11 protein-coding genes are annotated in these 16676 nt (G+C 63.1%); 5 read left to right on the top strand and 6 right to left on the bottom strand.

Features of this window, described 5'->3' with window-relative positions:
- Positions 1-2: 2 nt before the first annotated feature.
- On the top strand, positions 3-833 hold the full coding sequence (locus A5785_RS09265) for an SDR family NAD(P)-dependent oxidoreductase (protein ID WP_064866046.1): 831 nt from the start codon (positions 3-5) through the stop codon (positions 831-833).
- Between the two features lie 16 nt (positions 834-849).
- Here A5785_RS09265 and A5785_RS09260 read toward each other — a convergent pair whose 3' ends face one another.
- From A5785_RS09260 to A5785_RS23895, 3 genes are all read right to left on the bottom strand, one after another.
- The gene (locus A5785_RS09260; RefSeq protein WP_064866044.1) at positions 850-2940 is read right to left on the bottom strand and encodes an MMPL family transporter; all 2091 of its coding nucleotides are present in this window, start codon (positions 2938-2940) and stop codon (positions 850-852) included.
- A 221-nt stretch (positions 2941-3161) separates the two neighbouring features.
- Positions 3162-4031: an immunity 49 family protein gene (locus A5785_RS09255; RefSeq protein WP_082938022.1), complete on the bottom strand. Its 870-nt coding sequence runs from the start codon at positions 4029-4031 to the stop codon at positions 3162-3164.
- Positions 4032-4040: 9 nt separating this feature from the next.
- Entirely contained in the window at positions 4041-5417 is a 1377-nt protein-coding gene (locus tag A5785_RS23895) for a hypothetical protein (protein WP_156528024.1), read from the bottom strand.
- Positions 5418-5848: 431 nt separating this feature from the next.
- Here A5785_RS23895 and lon point away from each other — a divergent pair, with 431 nt between their 5' ends.
- Positions 5849-8185: an endopeptidase La gene (lon, locus tag A5785_RS09245; RefSeq protein ID WP_064866038.1), complete on the top strand. Its 2337-nt coding sequence runs from the start codon at positions 5849-5851 to the stop codon at positions 8183-8185.
- 95 nt (positions 8186-8280) lie between these two features.
- On the opposite strand, the gene A5785_RS09240 is transcribed toward lon, so the two are convergent.
- A complete protein-coding gene (locus tag A5785_RS09240; RefSeq protein ID WP_049700497.1) occupies positions 8281-8949 on the bottom strand; it encodes a fasciclin domain-containing protein in 669 nt (222 codons plus the stop codon).
- 218 nt (positions 8950-9167) lie between these two features.
- Here A5785_RS09240 and A5785_RS09235 point away from each other — a divergent pair, with 218 nt between their 5' ends.
- On the top strand, positions 9168-10730 hold the full coding sequence (locus tag A5785_RS09235) for a molybdopterin-dependent oxidoreductase (RefSeq protein WP_064866035.1): 1563 nt from the start codon (positions 9168-9170) through the stop codon (positions 10728-10730).
- A 66-nt stretch (positions 10731-10796) separates the two neighbouring features.
- On the opposite strand, the gene A5785_RS09230 is transcribed toward A5785_RS09235, so the two are convergent.
- Entirely contained in the window at positions 10797-11324 is a 528-nt protein-coding gene (locus A5785_RS09230; RefSeq protein ID WP_049700450.1) for a DoxX family protein, read from the bottom strand.
- Positions 11325-11536: 212 nt separating this feature from the next.
- On the opposite strand from A5785_RS09230, the gene A5785_RS09225 reads away from it, so the two are divergent.
- Positions 11537-11914, top strand: a complete 378-nt coding sequence (locus A5785_RS09225) for a hypothetical protein (RefSeq protein WP_064866033.1) — start codon at positions 11537-11539, stop codon at positions 11912-11914.
- 535 nt (positions 11915-12449) lie between these two features.
- On the opposite strand, the gene A5785_RS09220 is transcribed toward A5785_RS09225, so the two are convergent.
- Positions 12450-16130, bottom strand: a complete 3681-nt coding sequence (locus tag A5785_RS09220; RefSeq protein WP_064870659.1) for a sulfite exporter TauE/SafE family protein — start codon at positions 16128-16130, stop codon at positions 12450-12452.
- Between the two features lie 100 nt (positions 16131-16230).
- On the opposite strand from A5785_RS09220, the gene A5785_RS23480 reads away from it, so the two are divergent.
- Entirely contained in the window at positions 16231-16374 is a 144-nt protein-coding gene (locus A5785_RS23480; RefSeq protein ID WP_156525520.1) for a hypothetical protein, read from the top strand.
- Positions 16375-16676 lie beyond the last annotated feature (302 nt).

Raw genomic sequence — 16676 nt, 5'->3', positions numbered from 1 at the left:
CGATGTCGATTCAGCGCAGGGTCCAGGCTCTTGTCCAGCGACGAAGCTTTGTACCGGGATTCGTCGACGCCGCGCTGGCGGGGCGCGGCCGCGACGTCGCAGGTCTGACCGTCGTGATCACCGGGGCGTCGGCGGGGATCGGTCGGGAGTCGGCGCGCCAACTCGTTGCGAGTGGAGCGCGTGTGATCGGTGTGGCGCGCGGTGAGGAGAAGCTGCGCGAGCTGGCCACCGAGACCGGCTGCGAGTACCGGGTGTGCGATCTCTCCGACGAGGCGTCCACCGACCGACTCATCGCCGACCTCGCCGAAGAATCCGTAGACGTTCTGGTGAACAATGCAGGCCACTCGATTCGACGCACCATCGTCGACTCGACCGAACGGTTCCACGACTATCAGCGCACAACACGACTCAACTACCTTGCCGCCGTGCAGCTCTCACTCGGGCTGTTGCCTGGCATGGTCGAACGTGGCGAGGGGCAGCTCGTCAACGTGTGCACCTGGGCGCTGCACGCCAACACGTTTCCGAGGTTCTCGGCCTACGCGGGGTCGAAAAGCGCACTGGCGATCTTCGGTCGCAGCCTGAACGCCGAACGGCCAGAGGGAGTTACGGCGACCAACGTCTACTTCCCGCTGGTGCGTACCGAGATGATCGCTCCCACAGCCGAATACGACGACGTCGGCGCGCTGGAGGTCGACGAGGCGGCGAGTTGGATCGTTCGTGCAATCACCCACCGACCCGAGGAGGTGTCGCCGGCCGTCGTGCGCTACCTGCTGCCCGCCATCGACTTCGTGTCACCACGGATGTCGGATAGGACCATCGCTGCGATCACGTGAGGCAAGGCTCCGAGTCTCAACTGGCAGTGCGTCTTTCAGTCTGGAGCTGACGAGAGCGACGTCCGGGCCACCACTTCGGCACCCACCAGTTGGCGGGACCCAGCGCTGCAACGAGAGCTGGAGCCAGAACGCCGCGAACAATGGTGGCGTCCAAGATGATTCCGAGTGCCAGCGCTGTCGCGAGTATCTTGACATCGGTCACGGGCACCTGCGCGAGTGAGATGAATGCCAGGAACAGGATGAGCGCAGCCGAGGTCACCAGACGTCCGGTCCGCGCGACGCCGTCGATGGTGGCGGTGTCGGTACTGGCGCCGGCGTCGTGTTCTTCCTTGATGCGGCTCAGTAGGAAGACCTCGTAATCCATGGAGAGTCCGAACAGGAAGGCAAAGACGGCCACCGGAATCCAGATGGTGATGGCACCTGCACCGTCCTGACCGAACAGCAGCGACGTTCCGTGGCCCTCCTGCCAGATGAACACCGTGACCCCGAATGCCGCCGCCAGCGAGAATGCGTTGAGCACAAGCGCTTTCAGCGGCAGCACGATCGAACGTAGTGCCGTTGCGAGCAGGGCGAATGTCACGACCACGATGAGAAGTAGTACCCACCAGATGTTTCCGTACACGGCGTCGATGAAGTCCGCGTTCTGGGCGGTTATCCCGCCGACTCTCCCGCCGTGCTGTTCGGCAACCGTGCGGATGTCGGCGGCGGCGCGACCTCCCTCCGGAGTGGACGAGTCCACCGTCGTCCAGGCGTCGACGATGTGCGTCGAGCCGCGCTGCCACTCGGTCGGCGCCACAACTCCTGCAACTCCCGGTTGGCCGCGAAGTGCTTCGACGATGCTCTGCGGTGAGTCCGTGACGATCTCGACGGGCGTGGTGAGTCCGGACCCGAGACCGGCGTCGGCGACGGCGTCGACTGCCTGCCCGGCCGGGCCTCCGACGGACGCGAGCGAGGCGTTTGTCGGGGACGAGAGATTCAGTGAGGCAACAGGTATCGCGAGGACGGCCAGAACGATGATGGCGATCGCGGTCGACGCCCAGCGGTGTCTGACAACTACCGTCCCGACGCGTCGCCACAATCGGCTGTCCGGCGATGTCGATCTGCGGTGGGGCCATTCGAGCTTGGTTCCCGCGACGGACAGCAGCGCGGGCACCAACGTGAGCGCGGCGACCACACTGATCAGCGGGATGAGCAGCCCGGTGAATCCGATACTCCGCAGAAACGGCACGGGGAGAGCGATCAGCGCCGCCAGACTCACCGCGACGGTGATGCCCGAGAACAGCACGGCGCGTCCAGCGGTCGCCAGAGTCTGCTCGACCGCTTGCTCGCCGTCGTACCCATTGCCGCGGGCCTCTCGCCATCGGGTGACGATCAGGAGCGCGTAGTCGATCGCCACTCCCAAACCGATCAGCGCGAGGAGATACTGCACGATGAACGACACCTCGGTGATCGACGTCAGTCCCCAGAGAATGAGGAACGTCGTGAGGATCGACGCCGCCGCGGTGAGCAGCGGTGTGATGGCCAAGAACGATCCGAAGACGAGCGCCAGCACCACCAGAGCTCCGACGCCACCGACGATGGTCTCCACGAGAACGTTGACGCCGCCCCCGCCTCCCGCGTTCAGGGCGTCGACGCCGGTGACCGCGACCGTTGTGGTTGCCGACGTCGACTCCTCGGCCACCTGCTGCAAGGCGGGCAGGGTCGTGACATAGGGGTCGGCGCCCGGAACCACCTGCGGATAGACGACCGTGACCGCCGTCGACCGGTCGCGGGAGATCAGTTCGGGATGGGTTGTGTAGGAAGCGATTCGGGCGCCCGGTGCCGCCGACGCCGCCGCTGCCGCGATCCGGCTACCGGACTCGACGTCGACGCTGCCGCCGGCCGCGGCCTTGCTGACCAGCAACACCGGCGCATTGTCGCCACCGGAGCCGAATTCTCGTGTGATGTCGGCGTTGGTCTCATACCCGGACTGGCCGGGGAGGCTGAAGTCGTAGCTCAGCGCACTCGTCGCGCGGGACGCCCCGAACGCACCACAGAGCGCGACGACGATCCACGCCGCGATAACCCACCACCGATGACGAACCACCAGCCGTGCAAGCGTTGTCACGTGGCCGTCTCCATATTCGTCCGTTGCCTCCGGCGGGGTGTTCCTCACTCACTGTTCGTGGACGCTGGCACATCGGATTGGTTCGCGCGGGGTCACAGTCGACGCGCCGCGCCCTGAATGTGTGTGCAATCGAAGGATGTGGGTGCTGCAGCACCCACATCCTTCAATACGACACATATTTAGCTGGCGGGTTGGCGCGGAAGTCGGTGATTCGGAGCGCTCTAGTCCAGCTCGAACATCCAGGGCGGGTTCTGAATGAGTTCGACGGGCAGATAGTCGGATTCGACGTCGATCGTCATACCCTCGTCGAACGCCATGGCGCACAGGCCGAACAGCGGGAGCGAGAAGAAGCCGCGGGGTGTGCCGCTGCGTTCTTCGCTGGCACCCCAGTACGCCCGGTGGTCGGTCAGGGCGTCGGTCAGTTGCTCGGTGAAGTTGCCCTGGTCGTCGGGTTCATTGCCGATGGTGGCCAGTACCCCGAACAGGTCCAGCTGCAGCAGCCTGGCCTCTTCCTTCGTCGAAATCGTTGGCGAATTGACTTGTGAGACACAGGCGCTGAGCATCTCAGCCCACTGTGGGTCTTTGCGGTCGCGTGCCTGTAGCGCCTCGACGAGTCCGAGCATCGCCGCGTCGTTGCGGCTGCCCTGCGTCAACAGTGCGGGGTCGACGGCGTCGAGCGTCTCGCGTGCAGTCCCGTTGCGTGTGGCGCGCGCCCACCAGTACGCGTCGAGCCAGATCTGTGCGTTCACCGCGCGGGGATTGTGCCCGGTGCCGTGACTGCGCAGACCCGCAGAGTCCATCTCGAGGACGAATGGTTCGCCCGGCGGGAGCGCTGCGAGTTGGTACATCCCGAGGTAGATCTGCTCGGCCCGTCGGGCAGCGACGCGGGTCTCGACGCGTGCCCCGGAAGGGTCTGATCCGAAGTGGAGTGCTGCGGCGCCGGTGGCCGCGAGTGCCGCGGTCGGCATCGTCGACTCCGGGTAGAGGCTGATGTCCTCGAAGTGCGATACCAGGGCGTCGTCTGATTCGGTTGCCGATTCACGCAGTTCGTCGATCGATCGGCCAAGTGCGTGCCTTGTCACTGATTGCATCGTGTCGTCCTATCCGATGTCGAAGTTGCGAACGCTGTAGCCTGCCCACTCGTCACCCGACACGCGCGCCTTCACGAGACGGTAGCTGAGTGCACCGCGGTTGAGCGCGCTCCGCATGCTCAATGCGCGTGGGTCGCCGTTTCGGGCCATCTCGTCGATCAGTGCATCCAAGTAGCCGCGGGTTCCCTGTTCGTACCGTTGGCCATCGAGGCCGATCCGAGATCCCGCCTTGGACGACGGCCCCTTGACCTCCTGGACGACCATCCTCTCGGAGCCTCCCGCTTTGGGTCGCACCACGAACACCTGGTCCGGGCTGCCGGCACCCGATTGTCCACGGGCGCTTGTCAGCTCACGAACGTCGTACTTCGACGACGGGTAGTCACGCGCGATGGCCTGTCGTCCCGCCGCCTCGCCGAGCTGCTCGCCCTGCGTGGTTTGCCGACGGTAGGCATCCTTCAGCTCGGACTCGGTCCGTGGATCGACCTTGCCGTCCGTCTTCTGCTGGGTCGCTCTTTCGGCCTTGAGTCGCTTCACATCACCGACGGCCCGGTTCCGAGCAGCAACACTCTCGCGCATCTGCGACGATTCGGCACTGGTCGGCGCGCGTTGCTGAGCCGGGCCGTCGAATTTGGCACGGACTGTCGGCGACGAGTGGGATTCGACGAAGCTCCCCGGCTTCTTCGGATTCTCGCGGATGGCCGGAACCAGATCGCCATTCGCGTCGACGCCGCTGCCCGGCTTACGCTTGATGACACCGTCGGATCCCTGCTTCTGGTAGTACTTCGCGCGGTACTCCGGATCGTTGACCTTGCTCTGCATCGGAGCGTTGCGCTGCTCGACGCCGGTCGGCTTCGCGGTCGTGGTTTGCTTCGGTGCGGACTGCTTCGGTGCGGGTTCCGCGGGCTGCGGTTTCGCGGGCGCCGGCTGCGCGGATTTCGGTGCGGTGGGTTTTGGCTGTGCGGGTGCGGACTTCTGCGGCGCGGGCTTGGCGTCCGACTTCGGGGGCGCGGGCTTCGCAGGCACCTCTGGCTTCGCCGGCGCGGGCGGTGCAGGTGGCGTCGGCGTGCTGCCGTCGGTGTTCGGGATCGCTGGCGCTGTCTCCTTCGAACCGCACGCTGAAAGCTCCGACTGCAGCCCGTTGGCCTGTGCCTGCAGGGCATCGCGCTGGCCGTTGAGTTGCTGAGCTTCGGCGTTGTAGGCGCCGACGGCCCCGGCGTTCGTCCTGTCGACGCCGCCGGCGCGGGAGTTGTGCGCGTCGATCTGGCCCTTGAGCGTGTTCGCCTGCGACTGGAGTGCCTGGACTCGCGAGTGGAGCGTCGAGCAGTCCGGTGCGGGCGCGGCAAACGCCTGTGACGGCGTCGCCACGATCAGGGCGATCGACGCCATTACGGCGAGAATCACGCCGACCACTGCTCGTCGACCAGATCTGAGCAGGCTCCCCGCTGTCGATGGTGGGCGAGCACTCGTGCTTCGAGACATTGTCGGACCTTCCGTGACGTCGAATCGGTATGTGTCGGTTCGATTCGTCCGGCCACCCGAAATGTTCCGGCAGCTGTGAAAGTGGTCCGTTCCGTCAGCGTTGGGGCAGTGACCGGCCCCCGCGCCCCTCAATGTGTGTCCAATCGAAGGATGTGGGCGTTGCAGCACCCACATCCTTCGATAAGACACACATTTAGCCCTGGAGCCGCCACGTTCGGCCGGCGCGGGCCCGGAGGCAGATCTCAACGCCCCCCAAATTCCGCCTCAGGCGAAATCTGCCCGGGAACAAACATCCTGCCACCCAGGTTGAGTCCATCAGACTGAACTTTGGAGGTTAAATGTCTGACACGTATTCAGTGCCCGTCCTCTTCGTTCCTGATCTGGTCGTCCTGCCCGGCATGGTTGTGCCGGTGCCTCTCGACGACGCTGCTCAGGCGACAGTGGACGCGGCCCGGGCCAGTGAGTCCGGAAAACTGCTGGTCGCTCCCCGCCTGGACGACCGGTATCCCACCTATGGCGTTCTGGCGTCGATCGTGCAGGTCGGGCGTATGCCCGGCGGTGTGCAAGCTGCCGTCGTCAAGGGCGAAACGCGCGCCCACATCGGCACCGGAACCACCGGCCACGGCAACGCACTGTGGGTCGAGGTAACCGAGGTCGACGACGTCGAGGCGACGCCCGAGACCAAGGCGCTGGCCGCCGAGTACAAGAAGCTCGTACTGGCCATGCTGCAACGTCGTGAGGCGTGGCAGATCATCGACGCGGTCAACAAGATGACCGACCCGTCGGATCTCGCCGACACGTCGGGCTACTCGTCGTGGCTCGACGACGTCCAGAAGCGACAGCTCCTCGAGACGCCGGATGTCGGTGAACGACTGCAACTGCTGATCGACTGGACCAGCGAGCACATCGCCGAGACCGAGGTCTCCGACAAGATCGCCGACGACGTCCGCAACGGGATGGAGAAGCAGCAGAAGGAATTCCTGCTTCGCCAGCAACTCGCCGCAATCCGAAAGGAACTCGGTGAGGACGAGCCCGACGGTGCCGACGACTATCGCGGTCGCGTCGAAACGGCCGATCTTCCCGACAACGTGCGCGAAGCCGCACTGCGTGAGGTCGGCAAACTCGAGCGCGCCAGCGACCAGTCACCCGAAACCGGTTGGATCAGAACATGGTTGGACACCGTGCTCGATCTGCCGTGGAGCGTCACCACCGAGGATTCGACAGACATCAAGGGTGCCCGCGAGATCCTCGACGCCGATCACCACGGTCTCGACGACGTGAAAGATCGCATCGTCGAATATCTGGCGGTGCGTGCCCGACGTGCCGAGCGCAAGCTGCAGGTCGTCGGCGGACGTGGTTCCGGTGCCGTGATGGTGCTGGCCGGTCCTCCCGGTGTCGGCAAGACGTCGCTGGGTGAGTCGGTTGCCCGTGCGCTGGGGCGCAAGTTCGTGCGCGTCGCTCTCGGCGGTGTGCGCGACGAGGCTGAGATCCGCGGTCACCGTCGTACCTATGTCGGCGCACTGCCCGGACGCATCGTGCGTGCCATCGGCGAAGCGGGATCGATGAATCCCGTTGTGCTGCTGGACGAGATCGACAAGGTTGGCTCCGACTTCCGGGGCGATCCCGCGGCCGCGCTGCTCGAGGTCCTCGACCCCGCGCAGAACCACACGTTCCGCGATCACTACCTCGATCTCGACCTCGACCTGTCCGACGTCGTGTTCCTCGCGACAGCCAACGTCATCGAGAACATCCCGTCGGCCCTGCTCGACCGTATGGAGCTCGTCACGATCGACGGCTACACCGAGGACGACAAGGTTGCCATCGCCCGCGACTTCCTGCTCCCGCGGCAGGAGGAGCGTGCTGCGCTCACCAAGGATGAGGTTTCGGTGACCGAGGATGCGCTGCGGGAGATCGCTGCCAACTACACCCGCGAGCCGGGTGTGCGGCAGTACGAGCGACTGCTCGCCAAGCTGTTCCGCAAGGTTGCGACCAACGTCGAAAGCGGCAAGGCCACAACGCCTGTCACGATCGAGGAGTCCGATCTCAAGGAGTACCTCGGCCGTGCCCGGTTCACGCCGGAGTCCGAAGAGCGTACGGCTGTGCCCGGTGTTGCCACCGGACTTGCCGTGACCGGAATGGGCGGCGACGTGCTGTTCATCGAGGCCAATCGCACCGACACGGGCGAGGGTAAGGGAGGTCTGCAACTGACCGGCCAGCTCGGCGACGTCATGAAGGAGTCCGCGCAGATCGCACTGTCGTACGTCCGTGCACACGCACGCGAACTCGGTGTCGATCCGAAGAACCTGGAGGGCACGATCCACGTGCACGTTCCGGCGGGCGCGGTGCCCAAGGACGGTCCGAGTGCCGGCATCACCATGGTGACAGCCCTGGTGTCGATGGCAACGGGTCGCAAGGTCCGTGCCGAGGTGGGCATGACCGGCGAGGTCACACTCAACGGTCGCGTGCTCCCGATCGGTGGGCTCAAGCAGAAACTGCTTGCGGCACAACGCAACGGGCTGACGCAGGTGTTCATCTCACCGCGCAACGAGGCCGACCTCGATGACGTCCCGGCAGAGATCCTCGACGCCGTCACGGTCACTCCGGTGGCCGACGTTGCCGACGTCGTCGCACAGGCTCTCGAGCCGGTCGCCGACGCCGCGCGGACGGCCGCTTGATCCTGGTCGATCAACCCGACCTCTGATCGGAGATGGGGCGCACCGATTACGGTGCGCCCCATCGTTTTATCCAGAGAACCTCATCGGTGAAACGATCACATGGTCGGCGGCATGAGCACCGTGTCGATCATGTACACCGTGGCGTTTGCGGTCTTGACGCCACCGCAGACGACGCCTGCGTTGTTGACCTTGAGATCGTTGCCCGATCCGGTGACCGTGACATCCTGACCCTCGAGGGTCTTGTGTGTCCCGTCGATCATGTCGGGTGCGATCTGTCCCGAAACGACGTGGTAGGTAAGGATTTTGGTGAGCAGATCCTTATCGGTCTTCAGCTTGTCGATCGTCGCGGCGTCGAGCTTCGCGAAGGCGTCGTCGGTGGGCGCGAAGACGGTGTACTGGCCGTTGTTGAGCGTATCCACCAGGTTCACCTGCGGATTGAGCTGCCCCGACACCGCCTGCGTCAGCGTCTTGAGCATCGGGTTGTGGGATGCCGCAGTGGCAACCGGGTCCATCGCCATACCCTCGACCGAGCCACTACCCGACGGATTGGCCTTCGCGTAGTCGGCACATCCCGGCCCCACGAGCGACGCCGGTTCGGCGGTACCGCTGCTCATCGGCATTGCCGACGACGACATCGGGGCCATCGACGACGTGGCCGAATCCGACGACGAACTGCTGTCGTCAGAGCATCCCGCGATCACTCCCACGGTCAGTACGGCGCCTGCTGCTGCGAGAGTCAGGCGTTGAAATCTGTTGGCTACCATGATCGATCCCATCATTGAGGAACAAACCCACCGTGCTGTGAGTCTCGGAGGGCATTCGCAGGAGACCAGACCCCGGATGGGTGAAAAGAAAAGAAATCTCACGACCCATCCGCACAGGGCACTCGAACGAAGTACTGCAGAAGTCGACGATCGACGAGCTGACTTCGGTGAGGAGTGTGGCCATGGGTCAGCGATCAAAAACGCGTCAGCGATCCGAAATGCGTCGGCCGTTCGAAACGTGGCTTCGTGCTGTGGTTTCCGGCATGCTTGCCGTGTTCGGCGGTATAGCGGCAGGCGAGTTGGCGGCTATTCCCTTGTCTCGCATGGCCTCACCTTTCCAGGCGGTAACCGCATTTCTCGTCGACAACTCACCCGCTCCTGCTCGGGAGTGGGCCATCACGACGTTCGGAACCAACGACAAACCGGCGCTGATGATCGGTGTCGTAATCGCTCTCGCCCTACTCTCGATGCTGGCGGGCATTCTGCAGGTGGCGCGGCCCCCGGCGGGCGTCGTTCTCGTCATCCTCGTGGCGGCGTTCGGCGCATTCGCGGCGGCCACACGTCCCACCGCAGACGCGAGCTACGTGATACCGGCGATCGTCGCGGGTGTGGTCGCTGTCGCGATACTCATCGTGCTCAGTCGTAGATCGCATGTGCCGCAAAAGGTTAGTTCAGGTCCCGATGAAGTACTCGAAAACGCCGACGACACAACGAGTCCCGGAACATCGCGACGTGCCTTCCTTGTCGCGGCAGCGGTCGTGGCAGGGGCATCCGCGGTCTCGCTGGTGATTGCCCGACGGGTCGCCGACGCGGGCGGAGTGATCGCGGAGCGAGCCCGACTCGTGTTGCCCCGCGCAAAGTCTGCTGCGCCACCGATTCCGTCGGGCGTGGACGTCAACGGAGCAACCTCGTTTCTCACCAGCAATGCGAACTTCTATCGCATCGACACGGCCCTGCAGGTCCCGCAGTTGTCGACGTCGGATTGGCGGCTGCGAATCCACGGCATGGTCGATCGCGAGATCACGCTCGACTGGAACGATCTCATGGCGATGTCGGCGCAGGAGCGGATCATCACCCTGACGTGCGTTTCCAATGAGGTCGGCGGCGATCTTGCGAGCAACGCGAGGTGGATCGGCTATCCGATGCGTGACCTTCTCGCGATGGCGAAACCGCACGCCGACGCGGACATGCTGCTCTCGACGAGCGTCGACGGCTGGACGTCTGGCACGCCGCTCGACGCGATCACCGACGGACGTGACGCGATGTTGGCGGTAGGTATGAACGGAACGCCACTGCCACTCGAGCACGGGTATCCCGCTCGGCAGGTCATTCCGGGACTCTACGGCTTCGTCTCTGCCTGCAAATGGGTGATCGATTGGGAGATAACACGATTCGACCAAGCCCAGTCGTACTGGGCGAAGCGTGGCTGGGGCGTGAAAGCGCCCATCAAGACGGCCTCGCGCATCGATACCCCGGCGCCGCTGTCGAATATCGCCGCCGGGCCGGTCGTCGTCGCAGGGACTGCCTGGGCGCAGCACCGGGGCGTGCGCAAGGTCGAGGTGCGCGTCGACGACGGTGAATGGAACACGGCGACGCTCGCGACCGAATACTCGACCGACACCTGGCGACAGTGGAGCTGGACCTGGGGTGCAACGCCCGGAAACCACACGTTGTACTGCCGCGCGACCGACGCCGACGGCAAGACGCAGACCGACCAGCGGGTGGCGCCGATACCCGACGGTGCCACCGGATGGCACAGCCGCGTCGTCCGTGTTGCCTAGCGCAGGGTCACTTGCGAGACGTCCTGCACAAACACGAACGACGCGGCTGTGCTTTTGCTGTTCGGCTCAGCCGACCTTCAGTGCCAGTGCCTTCTTGCGACGAGTGAGCACGCCCGCTGCGCCTGCCGCGGACGCGACCAGCGCGGCAATGCCTGCACCCTCACGTGAGAGGGGATGCTTCACGACGGCGTCGACGGAGTAGCGTCCCGGCCCGGTCAGAGCCAGTGCGGCAGAGGCGAGTCCGAGCACGGCCGGGTACTCGAAGCCGCCCTCCTGGGCGAAGAATCCGCTGGGACGGTGCACGTCGGCGGCGGCGATCATCGCCGCGGCGCCTGCCGCTGCTGCCACGCGGGTGCCGACGCCGAGCGCGACGAGTCCACCGGCGGCCTCGCTGACGCCCGCGGCTACGGCCGACGTCTTGGCGGGCTCGAAGCCCATGTGCTGCATGCCCGCGGTCGTCCCGTCGATTCCGGGGCCGCCGAACCAGCCGAGCAGCTTCTGGGCTCCGTGCGCGAACAGGGTGGCGCCCACGGCGACGCGCAGGGTCAGCAGACCGGCATCGAGCGCGCGGGAGTTGGTTGTCTTCTTCGACATTGTTCTTAACCTTCCTACAGATATGTCCTAAGAGGACTGTAGTCCGCTTAGCGTCGAGCGGCCACGTGTCGCTGGTCACGCAGCCATCGCGGGCGTCGGCGGGCGTCGCGCAAGGTTCATGCGAGTAGGTTCCGTGCGCATGCGGGCGGTCGTAGGCTGGCCATTGAGAAGTTTTGATTGTGAAGTTGCCATTGCGATCGCGAGGAGCCGAGATGCCCGACCTGCCCGAGATCACCGACGCCGAGATGCAGACGATTCTCGAGTACGCCCAGCCGTACACGGTGTCAATCCTCCGTTCGGGACCGAACTTCAGCTCGCCCGATGCCGGACAGTTCCTCAAGGAGCACGGCCGTCGCACACTCGCGCTGCGCAAGGCGGGCGAGCTGGCCGTCGTCTTGCCCATCCGCGGCAACGCCGACATCCACGGCGTCGGCATCTTCGACCGCGACGTCGACACGGTCACCAAGATCATGAACGACGACCCGGCCGTGCAGGCGGGCGTCTTCACCTTCGAGGTCTATCAGGCCGAAGGTCTACCGGGCGACGCGCTGCCGCCCGCTGCCGCGCGCGGTGAAAGTCTGGATTGGTGACTTGGGAAACAGTGAATTTCTGGATTGGGATTTGACGGAATGTCTGGACTCGCTTGCGATATGGCTCTGACCTGGAGCTTATGTGAGGAGCGGTCCGCAGTGAATCGCTAACTCGATTGAAAAGCCAGGATGGGTCTTCGCGTATGCGACAGTCTATCTGGTGCGGGTGCTTCCGTATTCTCCCGGTGAGATCACGGTCTCCACCAGACCCAGAACGGTTCAGCACGCGGCTAACGAGCTGCTGCGGCGTCCGTACCCACGTCGCCGCGCTCTCGTTGACGGTTGGGACGGCCTGATCGCGGGATGTGTGGACGTAGCGTCGGATAATAAGCGAGGCTGCGGACGGGGTATCGCGTCCGTGACAATTGGGTTCTTGACCAGTGTGAGTCGCTGAGTGTACAAACCCGGACACAAGTGTTGTCGTGCCACGTTGCGGGCGTGCCAGCGGTTGTTGATTCGCCGTGCGCCCGAATCGTTATCGAGTGAGGACCTTCAGAGGTTCCTTGACAGATTCCAGATGTCTATTGACAAATGCTCACGGAAGTCTCGCATCTTGCAGCAACAGATACTGCGCACTAGCTCGGGTCCGCGCATCCGACTCGCTCTTAGCAAACACCGTTCCGACGTATCTTCGCCAAGGGACTGCACAAAGATAGGTGTACTCGTTGCTGAGAAAGTTGCTTAATCCACCTCGAGGCGTATGCCAACATCTCGCGTTGGGCACGTGATCGGGACCAGATATTGAGTCGAGCAGTTGACTCGCTATTCCCATGTCGCGCTCGATGAATTTTGTCGCAGATGCCAAACTCTTGAAGCGGAGCACCGTGCCGACGTCCTGGCTCGCGGAAAGCTCTAGACCAAGATCACGGAAGAGTGGAACGCTGGCCTGCTGATCAGTGAGAAGCAATAGTTGCGTTGCATTCGGTCCCAGAACCGTGCCCACCGCCGACTTGTTGGGAACGGCGATCGATTGTTGACCGGGCCTGCGTACAGAGTTCAGAGTATGGGCAAGGAGACCGTCTGCGTCGCGTGGCAGGTTCTTCCCTTCAGCAGGATCCGTCCCAACGAATCGCTCCACAGCCTCCGTCTGCAGAGACAAAGCGCGCTCGATGAGCCTGGCGTTCACCGAATCAGAGGGTTGTGTACTCGATGCGACTACCAGCCTCTTGCCTGTTAGCTGCGCACCGACCATCGCCGGCGCTTCGTCTGCCTTTGCGGCTGGAAGTTGATAGAAATACAGACTCGACTGTGGAACGATCTGCGCTGGACGCGGAACGCGGCCAGCCTTTTCTGTCGTGGCCTCGAGTGTCGCGCGGAGCACCCGTGAGAAGGTAGCCGCAGAGTCGTCGGATCTGAATCCGAGTATGTTCAACCAGATACTCATAGTACCTACGGTCGACTGATACATGCCGAATGTCGCTGCCGCGCTTGTCAGGACCGACGGCGCGAGGTAGGGCGATACCGCTGACGAGTCTTTTCCCCATATTCCGCGCACAAAGTCATCCGTCAGTGATAGCTGGGTGGTCCGAAAATGTTCGTCGACATAGTACGGATTCACCAAGGTGTCAGCCAACCGCGCCGACTCTAGCATCGTCGCGTACTCCGTGCCCGCTTCTTTGTCCTTAAGGTTTGCGGCAGTCGTGTAATAGGCGCCGCTGTCGGGAATTGTTCGGTACGTCCAGACTCCCCACGACACCAACGTGACACTCACTATCACGAGACAGGCGATGGCAGCTGTGAGTGATCTCGTCGAACTGAATTCGACCGACTTGCGGCCAACTTGGGTCTCGCGGTTCGGAAGCCGCCTGAACATCCGCTCCTGGAGTCGCGCATGCCTGAACTCGTAGCGATTGTCGTCGCGGCGTAACACCCCGCGTTCGTGCGCATCCTGGGTGAAAGCCATCACGCCGAATGGCGTTTTGTCGCACCACCACAGAAACAGCTGAGCGACCACAAACGCCCCCGATGGTGTCGAAACCCATGCCGCAACGCCAAAAGCTATTCCAGAGCCGACTATGATTGCTAAACTATTTGATTGCGTCACGTTGAAGAAAACCGGCCAGAAAGCGACCGCAGCAAATATCGCGAAAGCCGCACTGAAGATCGTAGATGCTTTGAGGTCGGTTCGGAACGACGCTACAGGCCCAAGTGGCTGAGTTATCCCTCGCGGTGGTCCCACGACAAAAGCCATCACGGAGACAAGCGTGCAAAGCACGACGTAGGTGGCGAGGGTAACCGGTCTGTTCGATGTGCCGTACGTCGTTGCCGCCCATCCTGCGCCAAGTCCCACCAGAACCCCCGCGAGGATGGCCAGGCCTATTTTGGAACGTTGGGCGGGACGAAGACGCGCAGGCTGCGAACTGTGCGGAAAGAACGCGAAGACGACACCGAAGGCGAGTCCGATCAGCAACACTCCGAGGACGTAATTCAGCCACACGATCCGCCCTGACCACGTGTCTGTCTTGACTGCAAACGCGACCGCGGCGGCGAGTAGGAGTGGAAGCGCAGACAGACTGCAAGCTACAGCAATGGCAGCGAGTCGGCGTGCGGGCCCGATCGGTCTCCTGGCTCCTCCCGGCGCCGTGAATGCGCCTAAGAGGATCGCATCTGCGGCCGCCACAGATGACGAGATTGACACCGTGATTACCACGGAGGTTGCGACAATCGCTGCCGACCAAGCGAGCAGCGTGCCGACCAGCGAACCGAAACCAACGCCGAAGAGCCCAACCATCACGATGGTGGCACTGAACGGCCCGAAAGTGATGCCACCGGCGCCGCCGATCCGCACGGCTGTCGACCATCGGCCGGTGATCCGCTCGCGTGGACGGTATTCGAGGACTCTGAAGGCGGCAATCATCGCGAACGAGAGGCCAACCATCACGATGATTGGAAGCGTTTCCAATAACGCTCCGCGAATGTCGTAGGGTCGAGACGACGCCAAAGCTGAACGGGTCGTAGCCACCAGGCCGAGCGGCAATTGGACCCAGATTCCCACGTACAGGAACCTGGCTGCCGCGCTGGCCTTTCTGAAGTCTTGCTCGGGAACTGAACTCAATGCGGTTATCGCGACGGCAGGTATCGCAACGCACAGCGCAAGTAACATCGCGCTATTCCACTCGATGCCCGATGCAATCAGCGCTAAGGTTGTGGCGACTACCGCGATCAACGCAACGACGGTAGTGGACAACATTCGAAAGAACCTGACGTTACGAGCGAGCCTCCACCAGCTAACGGTGTTGGTTCTCGATGGCCCACGCGTTGGGCCGGCATCGGTCAAGTGGTAAAGCCATTTTCGCGCCTCGTCGACCGTCGTCGCATGACCTCGACGATTGATGGTTATTGTCGAGAACCGGTAGGCGGCGTCGATGTAACCATCAAGCAAATGATCTTCGAGTCTGGTGCGCTTCTGGTAGTTCGTGCGCAAGAGATCACGGGGGCGTGTTGAGCCTGAGCTGTACACCCTACGCGCCAGCGTTAGCATCAGTGGATTGGCGAGCACTTGCGCCAAAGGTGCGTCGGGAGTTTCCTCCGCAGCGGTGATCACCGGCGCCCAACTCCGCCGGTCGCTCACCGTCATTTCCTCAATAGTCCCGAGGTTTGTAGTCCCGCCGCGATGATTGAGGTATCTGCCAGCTTCTCTGAGGGGAACAGGATCAATCACGACCTCTTGCAACGTCTTTCGGAACTCGACGTGCGCCTCTGAAGTCACAGTTTCCCGGTAGGCTTCAGTTCGACACGTCATCACGAAGGGCAAGTCGACGAAGCTTGGCTCGACAAGTATTTCCAGCAGCCGCTTGCGCGCAACGCCATCGATTTCGTCAAGGCCGTCAAATACCGGTATGACTTTGTTGTGCGCGAGCAGCCAGTCGGCGATACTGCGCGAACCGTCGAGCGTCAGCGCCTTGGTCTCTGCATATCGCGCCATCAGCATTTCGCTAATCCAGTGACCCAGGTCAGTTCGTCCATCCCACTCAGCCAGCTTGAATAGGATGGCCAGTTGGCCGTCAGGGGCTCTGCTCGACAGTTGGTCGATGGCGAACCTCCGGGCCAGATCGCTCTTCCCCGAACCCGGCTCACCGAGGATCACCAGCCTGCCCTTCGCCGTTGAGTACCACTGTGCGAGAATCCTCGATCGCCCGGTCTCACGGCCTCGCCTCGGCGTATCCAAAGACCACTTCCTGAACGTCAAGGGAATCGCGTGATCGTCGTCGATCACTTGGCGTTCCTCAAGCCTCCGATCCCGCAGAGCAGAACTGCACAATTCGTTGAGGGCAACACTCGGGTTAACTCGGGCGCGTGGTCCCGTCATACGTTCGATGCCTGCGACCAGTGCCATACTCAGCGCCAGGACGCCACTGATCACTCCAACCGCGATCGACGTCGTATTCCACCCAACCACCGCCGCCAGGACAATGGTGATCACAACCGGAACCCCTGCGACGACGCCCATCATCAAGTGACGGTTCCGGCTCAGCCAACCTCCCATAGCGGGCTATTCTCCTGCATCGCATCGGGTCAATGGTGGACATTTGTTGTCGGCCGATTCACGCGGTTTGGGCCGGTCTGTACTCTCCGAGTCCACGGACCCGACGAACAAACCTGACCGTAATATGCTCCAGTCATTGTGGTTCATCGTTGGGTGACTCCAGCGTTGGTGTTATCTCTAACATTGCTGAGTAGTCGTCGCCGTGTGACGGATTAGATTGTCCGATAGACGTGGGCGTCCCTCCGCAAGGTTTCACTTTCACGCGAGCGCCTCTAA

Origin of the sequence: Gordonia sp. 852002-50395_SCH5434458 (genome assembly GCF_001665905.1) — a bacterium.
Lineage (GTDB): Bacteria > Actinomycetota > Actinomycetes > Mycobacteriales > Mycobacteriaceae > Gordonia > Gordonia jacobaea.
This window is presented reverse-complemented; position numbering and strand designations above follow the sequence as displayed.

What these genes read in the sequence shown, in the direction of transcription:
- A5785_RS09265 (WP_064866046.1), top strand. Translation starts at nt 3, where the DNA reads ATGTCGATTCAGCGCAGGGTCCAGGCTCTTGTCCAGCGACGAAGCTTT.
- A5785_RS09255 (WP_082938022.1), bottom strand. Translation starts at nt 4,031, where the DNA reads ATGCAATCAGTGACAAGGCACGCACTTGGCCGATCGATCGACGAACTG.
- A5785_RS23895 (WP_156528024.1), bottom strand. Translation starts at nt 5,417, where the DNA reads ATGGCGTCGATCGCCCTGATCGTGGCGACGCCGTCACAGGCGTTTGCC.
- lon (WP_064866038.1), top strand. Translation starts at nt 5,849, where the DNA reads ATGTCTGACACGTATTCAGTGCCCGTCCTCTTCGTTCCTGATCTGGTC.
- A5785_RS09240 (WP_049700497.1), bottom strand. Translation starts at nt 8,949, where the DNA reads ATGGTAGCCAACAGATTTCAACGCCTGACTCTCGCAGCAGCAGGCGCC.
- A5785_RS09235 (WP_064866035.1), top strand. Translation starts at nt 9,168, where the DNA reads ATGCGTCGGCCGTTCGAAACGTGGCTTCGTGCTGTGGTTTCCGGCATG.
- A5785_RS09230 (WP_049700450.1), bottom strand. Translation starts at nt 11,324, where the DNA reads ATGTCGAAGAAGACAACCAACTCCCGCGCGCTCGATGCCGGTCTGCTG.
- A5785_RS09225 (WP_064866033.1), top strand. Translation starts at nt 11,537, where the DNA reads ATGCCCGACCTGCCCGAGATCACCGACGCCGAGATGCAGACGATTCTC.
- A5785_RS23480 (WP_156525520.1), top strand. Translation starts at nt 16,231, where the DNA reads ATGCCTGCGACCAGTGCCATACTCAGCGCCAGGACGCCACTGATCACT.